Source organism: Prolinoborus fasciculus, assembly GCF_056724605.1.
Map to the genome: position 1 here is coordinate 23,182 of NZ_JBWZQN010000043.1, position 6,635 is coordinate 29,816.

At 39.9% G+C, this 6,635-nt stretch carries 12 protein-coding genes; 11 read left to right on the plus strand and 1 reads right to left on the minus strand.

Annotation, left to right across the window (positions count from 1 at the left end; genetic code table 11):
- Positions 1-125 precede the first annotated feature (125 nt).
- The 7 genes from AC1P5O_RS11000 to AC1P5O_RS11030 all read left to right on the plus strand — a co-directional run bounded on the left by AC1P5O_RS11000 (position 126) and on the right by AC1P5O_RS11030 (position 3,544).
- Complete coding sequence (locus tag AC1P5O_RS11000; RefSeq protein ID WP_004279596.1) at positions 126-386, plus strand: hypothetical protein; 261 nt, start codon at positions 126-128, stop codon at positions 384-386.
- On the plus strand, positions 383-1,126 hold the full coding sequence (locus AC1P5O_RS11005) for an ATP-binding protein (RefSeq protein ID WP_004279597.1): 744 nt from the start codon (positions 383-385) through the stop codon (positions 1,124-1,126). Before AC1P5O_RS11000 ends, AC1P5O_RS11005 begins: the two co-directional genes overlap by 4 nt.
- A complete protein-coding gene (locus AC1P5O_RS11010) occupies positions 1,123-1,440 on the plus strand; it encodes a hypothetical protein (protein WP_004730172.1) in 318 nt (105 codons plus the stop codon). The genes AC1P5O_RS11005 and AC1P5O_RS11010 overlap by 4 nt, the downstream gene beginning before the upstream one ends.
- A 70-nt stretch (positions 1,441-1,510) precedes the next feature.
- Entirely contained in the window at positions 1,511-1,921 is a 411-nt protein-coding gene (locus tag AC1P5O_RS11015) for a DUF559 domain-containing protein (protein ID WP_004279602.1), read from the plus strand.
- Positions 1,918-2,469 carry a hypothetical protein gene (locus AC1P5O_RS11020; protein WP_004279603.1) on the plus strand — a complete coding sequence of 184 codons (552 nt, stop codon included), beginning with the start codon at positions 1,918-1,920 and terminating at the stop codon, positions 2,467-2,469. Before AC1P5O_RS11015 ends, AC1P5O_RS11020 begins: the two co-directional genes overlap by 4 nt.
- Before the next feature lie 158 nt (positions 2,470-2,627).
- Positions 2,628-2,867, plus strand: coding sequence for a hypothetical protein (locus AC1P5O_RS11025; RefSeq protein ID WP_004279605.1), 240 nt, complete (start codon positions 2,628-2,630; stop codon positions 2,865-2,867).
- Between the two features lie 494 nt (positions 2,868-3,361).
- Positions 3,362-3,544, plus strand: coding sequence for a hypothetical protein (locus AC1P5O_RS11030; RefSeq protein WP_004730170.1), 183 nt, complete (start codon positions 3,362-3,364; stop codon positions 3,542-3,544).
- A gap of 303 nt (positions 3,545-3,847) precedes the next feature.
- On the opposite strand, the gene AC1P5O_RS11035 is transcribed toward AC1P5O_RS11030, so the two are convergent.
- Complete coding sequence (locus AC1P5O_RS11035; RefSeq protein ID WP_004730169.1) at positions 3,848-3,994, minus strand: hypothetical protein; 147 nt, start codon at positions 3,992-3,994, stop codon at positions 3,848-3,850.
- 1,003 nt (positions 3,995-4,997) lie between these two features.
- On the opposite strand from AC1P5O_RS11035, the gene AC1P5O_RS11040 reads away from it, so the two are divergent.
- From AC1P5O_RS11040 to AC1P5O_RS11055, 4 genes are all read left to right on the plus strand, one after another.
- A complete protein-coding gene (locus AC1P5O_RS11040; protein WP_004279606.1) occupies positions 4,998-5,435 on the plus strand; it encodes a hypothetical protein in 438 nt (145 codons plus the stop codon).
- Entirely contained in the window at positions 5,395-6,036 is a 642-nt protein-coding gene (locus AC1P5O_RS11045) for a putative metallopeptidase (RefSeq protein ID WP_004279608.1), read from the plus strand. The genes AC1P5O_RS11040 and AC1P5O_RS11045 overlap by 41 nt, the downstream gene beginning before the upstream one ends.
- A gap of 67 nt (positions 6,037-6,103) precedes the next feature.
- The gene (locus AC1P5O_RS11050) at positions 6,104-6,313 is read left to right on the plus strand and encodes a hypothetical protein (protein ID WP_004279609.1); all 210 of its coding nucleotides are present in this window, start codon (positions 6,104-6,106) and stop codon (positions 6,311-6,313) included.
- Between the two features lie 70 nt (positions 6,314-6,383).
- Positions 6,384-6,551, plus strand: a complete 168-nt coding sequence (locus AC1P5O_RS11055) for a DUF2280 domain-containing protein (RefSeq protein WP_318270676.1) — start codon at positions 6,384-6,386, stop codon at positions 6,549-6,551.
- Positions 6,552-6,635: the final 84 nt, after the last annotated feature.

A 6,635-nucleotide genomic window follows, 5' to 3' on the forward strand; every position in this document is an offset into this window, starting at 1 on the left:
CTTGTACTGCACAAGCAGCACGCGGGTCATTGAAGAGTAGGAATAACTCATGAAGCCTCCCCAGTTTCAGCAGCTTGAATCAAGGCATCTTTGCGCTGTGCATACAGAGATCAGGTGAAACTCCGATGACCCAAGAACTGGTGAATCAGATTTTACTTGAAGTGAATGCCCATTACGAACCACGTTTGAACGCAGGCTTGATCACAGACACCCAGATGTATTCAAACTTCGTGAAGTGGATCAAGCGTAAATACACTCAAAAAACGTATCAGTCTTCTGAAAAACAAAATTCTAATCTGGATGTGAATACAGCTTGGGCAGACCAAGCATCGCAACATCACGCAGCAGTGAATTCACCAGTACATATCCCGGAGGACTTTGTATGAACGCAATGTCGATGCTGACTCAGGGATTAAAACAAACACACGCGATCTGCTCAGAGCACAAAATAGCAATGGTTCAAGCCGGTCCATACCACAAATGTCCACAATGCGCCGTAGAATTTCTGGAAGAGCAAAAGCGCAATGCACAAGCTGAAATTGATCGCACTGTACGTGAAAAACACTTTGCTGGGGCAATGCTTCCAGAGCGCCATGCAACATCAGGTTTTAAGAATTACAACGTTCAACACGCTGGACACCAGAACGCACTGAATCAGGTTGTTTCCTTTGCCAAGAACATGATCAATGGCCATAAAAACAACTTTGTGATGGTGGGACCTACTGGTACAGGAAAAACTCATCTCAGCTGCGCAACAGCTCGAACATTGCTCAACAAGGGCAAGTATGCACGCTACATCACCAGCGAAGATCTGGCACAGCGAATCATGAACGCATGGGAGCAGCCGGACGCTACAGAAAAATCTGTGATTTATGATTTCAGCCAGTATGACCTGTTGATCCTGGATGAATATGGATTGCATGACCGTGATAAACGCCGTGAGCTAGTTCACAAAGTTTTATATGCACGCTATGACCGGATGAAGCCGACCATGCTGATTTCTAATCTGACATTAGCTGAGCTGCAGAAAGACTTGGGTGATCGTCTTTGGTCTCGTTTTCAACAGGGTGGATTAACCGTAGTTGAATGCAATTGGACAGATCAGCGTGTAGGGGGTGGGGTGTGAATACAACAATTGAAGAATTTTTGAAAAATGGTGGCGAGATTAAGCAAATTGATTCTGATGATCAGTCAAAAATCCATAGGAAAGTTAGCTTTGAAGATCAGATAAGTTTGATGCTTTTTGCTTGTTATGCCACTACGCCATTTTCAGTGAAGGACGTGCAAGAAGCTGTTTTTGATTTCCATAGAACCACTATTTACAGCCTGCTTCAGGAGCATGTCAAAGGTGGTTATTTGGAGCGTGTATCAGAGAGTCATTACCGTGCAACTGCATATGCCAAAGACATTATGAATGTAAAGGGTGAAATTGCCGTATGAAGGATCTAAACAAAGCGCTGATGTTTATTTTCATGGCTATTGGCGCCGTTGTATTGAGGGTTTGGGGTGAATGACCAGCTACTCAATCGCTGAATACAAGAAAATGGTGAAAGCCACCAGAGCGAAAGGGCGTTCCAAGCGCCCTAAGGTTAAAAGTGAAAAGATACCGAATGAGTTTGAAGCAAAGCTGGCCAGAGAATTAAAGACTTTAAAAATTGAGTTTGAGCAGGAATTTGAGTTTCACCCAAAGCGGAAATGGAGAGCTGATTTCCACCTGGTAGGAAAAAAGATACTGGTAGAAGTTGAAGGTGCGATCTGGAGTGGAGGAAGACATACCAGAGGCAAGGGGTATATCGGGGACATGGAAAAATATAACGCCGCAACCATGATGGGTTTTCAAGTATTAAGGTTTAGTACAGATCAAGTGAAGTCAGGTCACGCGATCCAGCAAATTGAGAAGATGGTAGGGGATTTGGGATGAATGCGACGGTAGCTGAAAAGATGACAAATATTGAATGGTTGGGGCAGCAGTTAAGAGCCAAAACAGCAAATTATGAAGCAGATACACCACCAACAAATGAAATCCCTGTCAATTGGGAAGATCGTTGTGGCGCAATTGCTTTAATGCCAAATGATGAAACCAAGGCTTATGCGTCAATTTTGGTATGGGGTGATTATCGAGACAATACGGATAATTATTCCGTGGTCACAAAATACATCTCAGATTACTTATGGCGTATGGTGCAAGAGGAAATGGATAAGCAGCGTGAAAGTTTTGATATGCCGCAATTCTGCAAACACATTGCACGCATGGAACTGTTTTATTCATTGCGTCCAAAGTTGCGTGAATACCATACATTGAAAGGCCGCTTAGTATTTTCAGGAATTGATTATATTGAACCAAATACTTATTCAAAACGCTATGCATGGCTAGGTAATGCAGTTGAACTTTTGCTCAAAGAGTTGAACGATGAGGTAGAGCATTATGCAGGCCAGTACCGGAAAAATTTAAGAAAATTGAGTGTTTGACATCCTATATGGATGTAAGGTATTCTTTTTCTATACTGGTCGTATTACGGTTCAACCGAGACCAAGTCATTAAAGCTCATCGAAAGGTGGGCTTTTTTGACATTATTTATTCATAAAATTAAGTGATAATGCCTTTTTGTTTTTGAGCTCTAATTGAAATGGCGATTTTAACTGTTAAAAAACTAGAAGATACTCTCGGTAAATTAGTGGCTGAAGGCAAAAAGCCTGAAAAGATTTTATTAGGCTATAAAGTGTATGGCGAGCTAATGAATGATCGTAGCTTTTTTGAGGAAGTGGCTGGCTCGGCAATGGATCCAAACAAACGAAAATATAAAAATATTAAAATTAAGGTTACCCAAGACGAATACCAGTTTGAAGTGAAGTGTTCAAAAGAATAGGTTTAAGCATCAAGGAAAGCTCTCCAAATGGTGGGCTTTTTTAATGCTTAGAATTTATTACCTGAAAAGAAAATTAACTTAAGTTCAACATTTGAAAACAGTTTCTTAATATTCTCTATACTTTCTGATCAAAGCCTTAGTGCTATATTGTTTTTGCGATAAGAAGAAGACGTAATACGAAGAAAATGACTGCAGCACGGGCCCGCTTATTTTGACGAGTAAGTGGGCTTTTTATTGCCTAAATAAAATGATTTTTACTGTTGATTAAAAAATAAATTTAGATAGAATCGTGGCCTAGATTCTATCGCTGTAGTTTCTTTCCAATTTCAGCCTCCTTTTCCCAAAGGAGGTTTTTTTTGCCTATTTTTCTTATGTCATGTGTTGCTGTATTGTTTGATAGGTCACATTTAATAGTGAATTGATACAAGCATCTATAATTAAAAAACATAATATTCTGATAGATTAAAATTACAACAAAAAGTCTGGAGGTTTGTATGACACGTATACCAAACGGAACACAGGTTATTCATCATATCTCACTTTTCGATCATGCTTACTATAAGGAAGAGAATGGAATTTTAAAGGTTTGGAGCAAGGGAGAGTGGGTGGAGGCACTGATACCCAGTATTAATGAAATGATTGATAACGGTTTTGAATTAGAAGTTCTTCACAGCTAATTGTTATGCAGGCGATGAGCAAGTACTAACTTGTTATTTACCATCTATGATCACTCCACTTTTCAGTGGGGTCTCCAACATTTGGGAGAAAAATATGCGGCAACTCTTAAAGCAGCTATTATGCTTTCATCACTACACTTATGAGTCGGATATTTTTATTCAGGTAGAATGTTGCAAGTGTGGTAAGCATAGAGATGATTACACAAATTAAATAAAGTAAATTTAAAAGAGGTAAGCCTGTTCATGAATTTGATCAGGCTTTTTTAATTTATAGAGAAAAGTATGCTCCAATTTATATTCTGCTTATTTGGCCTGCATGGTGTGACTGAAATTAATTGTGATGACCAGAAAGTGTGTCGGGATTGTTTGAAAGAAGTGGAATAATACAAAATCAAAAATATAAGCCTGCTCATTAATTTGATCGGGCTTTTTTAATGCCTGAAATTCCATAAACCTGACTCATTGGTGATCTTATGAAATAACGTCAGCCATTAGGCAATTCGGATTTGTGACGCTGTACATTCATTTGTTCAGCTAAAAGCACAAACGGTGGGATGCTGAAACCAGCCGTATAAATTGGTTTGAATCCAGTGCGATTTCGTCACGTACTGAGTGGGCCTAAGAGAAATACTAGATCTGGGATGACAACCCGACCCATACAGGACGAAAGTTAAGAAGTCAGATTGATAGCCCATTTCGAGATGATGGATTAATGAGTAGCGTTTGGCCCTGCGAAAAGGGCTTATTTAATGCCCTGAGAAATATTAGTGTAATCACACCAAGTTAAAATGCTTGATCATTGCTTGATTAACCAGGAAGGAATCTTGCTTAGTTCGACAAAATTACTGACATTATTTTGGAAATAAATATCATAAATTTATGTTTTATAAGTGAAAATAACTGACATTTCTTGCGACATGATTGCTTGATTGTCCAGGAGTAAAATCATGCTTAGATTACTGATGTGTTTATTCGGCCTACACGGTGCGACTGAGATCGATTACACGATTGATGATGAAGAAATCAAAGTGTGTCGGGATTGTTTGAAAGAAGTTGAATAACAACCACTCAAGCAAAGAGCTGTTTCATAAAGCTGTAATATTTAAGCAATATAGTTGCTCTGCAAAAGAAGAAAGACGTTGTGACGCAAGTCAAGCCCGTTTAATTGGAGAGAGTTAAACGGGTTTTTTATTGAAATATATTGCTATTTTCCTTTTGTCGAACGTATTACGACTCAAACCCCGTCATTAATTTGTCGGGGTTTTTCTTTTCTTATTGGTGGTACCTATGACAGACAAAGTACAAGCTAAACAAGACTTAGAATTTTGCAGTACTGAGCTGTCTAAGTATCAGAATCTCAGCAGATCTGGATTGACGCGTCATCAAATGATGGTAATCGATGAAATTATAATTAAGCTGAAAGAACGCATTAATAATTTACGGTTCACTTTGTATGGATGAAAAGGCTTATAAACTTTTCACCCAAAAAATCCCGCCAAAAAAGAAATCGCGTGTCAGACCCCTACCCAAAGCTGGTGAAAAATACTTAGAAGCATTCGATCGATTAAAAGAAATCTTGGATCGGATGGAAATCAAATACGAAGAATATTTTCATTTTAAAAGTACTAAGCACTGGCGTTTCGATTTGCACCTGGTTGGCTATCTCACATTAATTGAAATTGCTGGTGGGCCTTGGTCTGGTGGTCGAAAAGGTAAGTTGGCCACAAAAGCTTGGAGTATGGATCGCTATGACCATGCTGAAGAAATGGGTTACCGCTATCAGCGTTTTGAAGTCAATGATATCAACATGGGCCGTGCAACGGCATGGCTGAGAAATTTAAAGGCATCTTATGGAACAGTTCAGACCATTCCCGCCGACGGAGCTGATTGATCAGGCTGAGGAAGAGGAGGCTATTCGTTTGGCACCAGCACCAGAGCTTAAAGAATGGGTCGTGAATAACTGGCTTACTCTCGGTGGTGAACTACATAACCCGGATCATGATCATATTGCTGAATTACTGCATAACAATGAAGAGTTCCTTGCATTCGCATGGGCTTCATCTGCCGCCGTAGCGAAAAAGCGTATGGTACTGGGTCAATGTGAAAAGGTGATGTTTAACGTGGGCGGCTGGAAGAAAGCACGCCAGGAACAGCAGATGCGGGACTGGTTCGGCTTTGTGCCTCAATACCTGATTACTGTGGATGCTGCTTTCTGTGAGCAAGCCTCAGATCGTGAGTTCTGCCGTTTGATTGAGCATGAGCTGTATCACATCGGTGTAGAGCGTGATGAAGATGGTGAAATCATTTATAGCGATATGACTGGTTTACCTAAGCATTACCTGGCTGGCCATGACGTTGAAGTTTTCTTTGGTGAGACCAAACGATGGGGCGCAGATGAGTCTGTAAAACGGCTTTTGGAAATTGCCAAGAATGCGCCGTTTGTATCTGAAACGAATATTGCAGCATGTTGTGGGAACTGTGTGATTAATTAAAATGGGATCAGATTTTAGCTTTACTTTATTTCATTTTTTTGTAGATTTGATCTAAAGGAGGGCACGTATGGCTACATATAAACAAATTCAAGAATTCCTTACTGAAAAACATGGGCGTACTTTTAAAAGTTGCTGGATAGCAGATATTAAAAATCAGCATGGTTTAACTAAAAGGCAAGCACCTAATAGGTATGATCCAGATAACCGTGTTCATCCTTGTCCTGAAGAACATAAGGGTAAGGTTGAAGAAGCATTGAGGCATTTTGAAATGATTTAAAAAAGCTCCCCGATTAAAGGGGATTTTTTTTGCCTACTTTGCATGACGTAGCATGACAAAAGGGGGATTTATGGCAGCACTTAAAGAGCCTGTAAAAATATTTATCGTTCAAGCTCTTGCATGCCGTGATACCCCTCAAGAAGTTGCGGAGTTGGTCAAGCAAGAGTTCAATATTGAAATTGATCGCCGTCAGTGTGAACCGTACCGGGTTTGTCGGAGACTTTTTTATTTAAGTTAGGCCACCTGACCTAACGGGTTAATCTTATCATAGTACATTGCTTCAAACTCAAAAGGCGATACATAACCCAGTGCACTGTGTACA

Excerpts from the sequence above, each read along its gene's own strand:
- AC1P5O_RS11000 (WP_004279596.1), top strand. The coding sequence starts at position 126 with ATGACCCAAGAACTGGTGAATCAGATTTTACTTGAAGTGAATGCCCAT.
- AC1P5O_RS11005 (WP_004279597.1), top strand. The coding sequence starts at position 383 with ATGAACGCAATGTCGATGCTGACTCAGGGATTAAAACAAACACACGCG.
- AC1P5O_RS11015 (WP_004279602.1), top strand. The coding sequence starts at position 1,511 with ATGACCAGCTACTCAATCGCTGAATACAAGAAAATGGTGAAAGCCACC.
- AC1P5O_RS11020 (WP_004279603.1), top strand. The coding sequence starts at position 1,918 with ATGAATGCGACGGTAGCTGAAAAGATGACAAATATTGAATGGTTGGGG.
- AC1P5O_RS11025 (WP_004279605.1), top strand. The coding sequence starts at position 2,628 with ATGGCGATTTTAACTGTTAAAAAACTAGAAGATACTCTCGGTAAATTA.
- AC1P5O_RS11030 (WP_004730170.1), top strand. The coding sequence starts at position 3,362 with ATGACACGTATACCAAACGGAACACAGGTTATTCATCATATCTCACTT.
- AC1P5O_RS11035 (WP_004730169.1), bottom strand. The coding sequence starts at position 3,994 with ATGGAATTTCAGGCATTAAAAAAGCCCGATCAAATTAATGAGCAGGCT.
- AC1P5O_RS11040 (WP_004279606.1), top strand. The coding sequence starts at position 4,998 with ATGGATGAAAAGGCTTATAAACTTTTCACCCAAAAAATCCCGCCAAAA.
- AC1P5O_RS11045 (WP_004279608.1), top strand. The coding sequence starts at position 5,395 with ATGGAACAGTTCAGACCATTCCCGCCGACGGAGCTGATTGATCAGGCT.
- AC1P5O_RS11050 (WP_004279609.1), top strand. The coding sequence starts at position 6,104 with ATGGCTACATATAAACAAATTCAAGAATTCCTTACTGAAAAACATGGG.
- AC1P5O_RS11055 (WP_318270676.1), top strand. The coding sequence starts at position 6,384 with ATGGCAGCACTTAAAGAGCCTGTAAAAATATTTATCGTTCAAGCTCTT.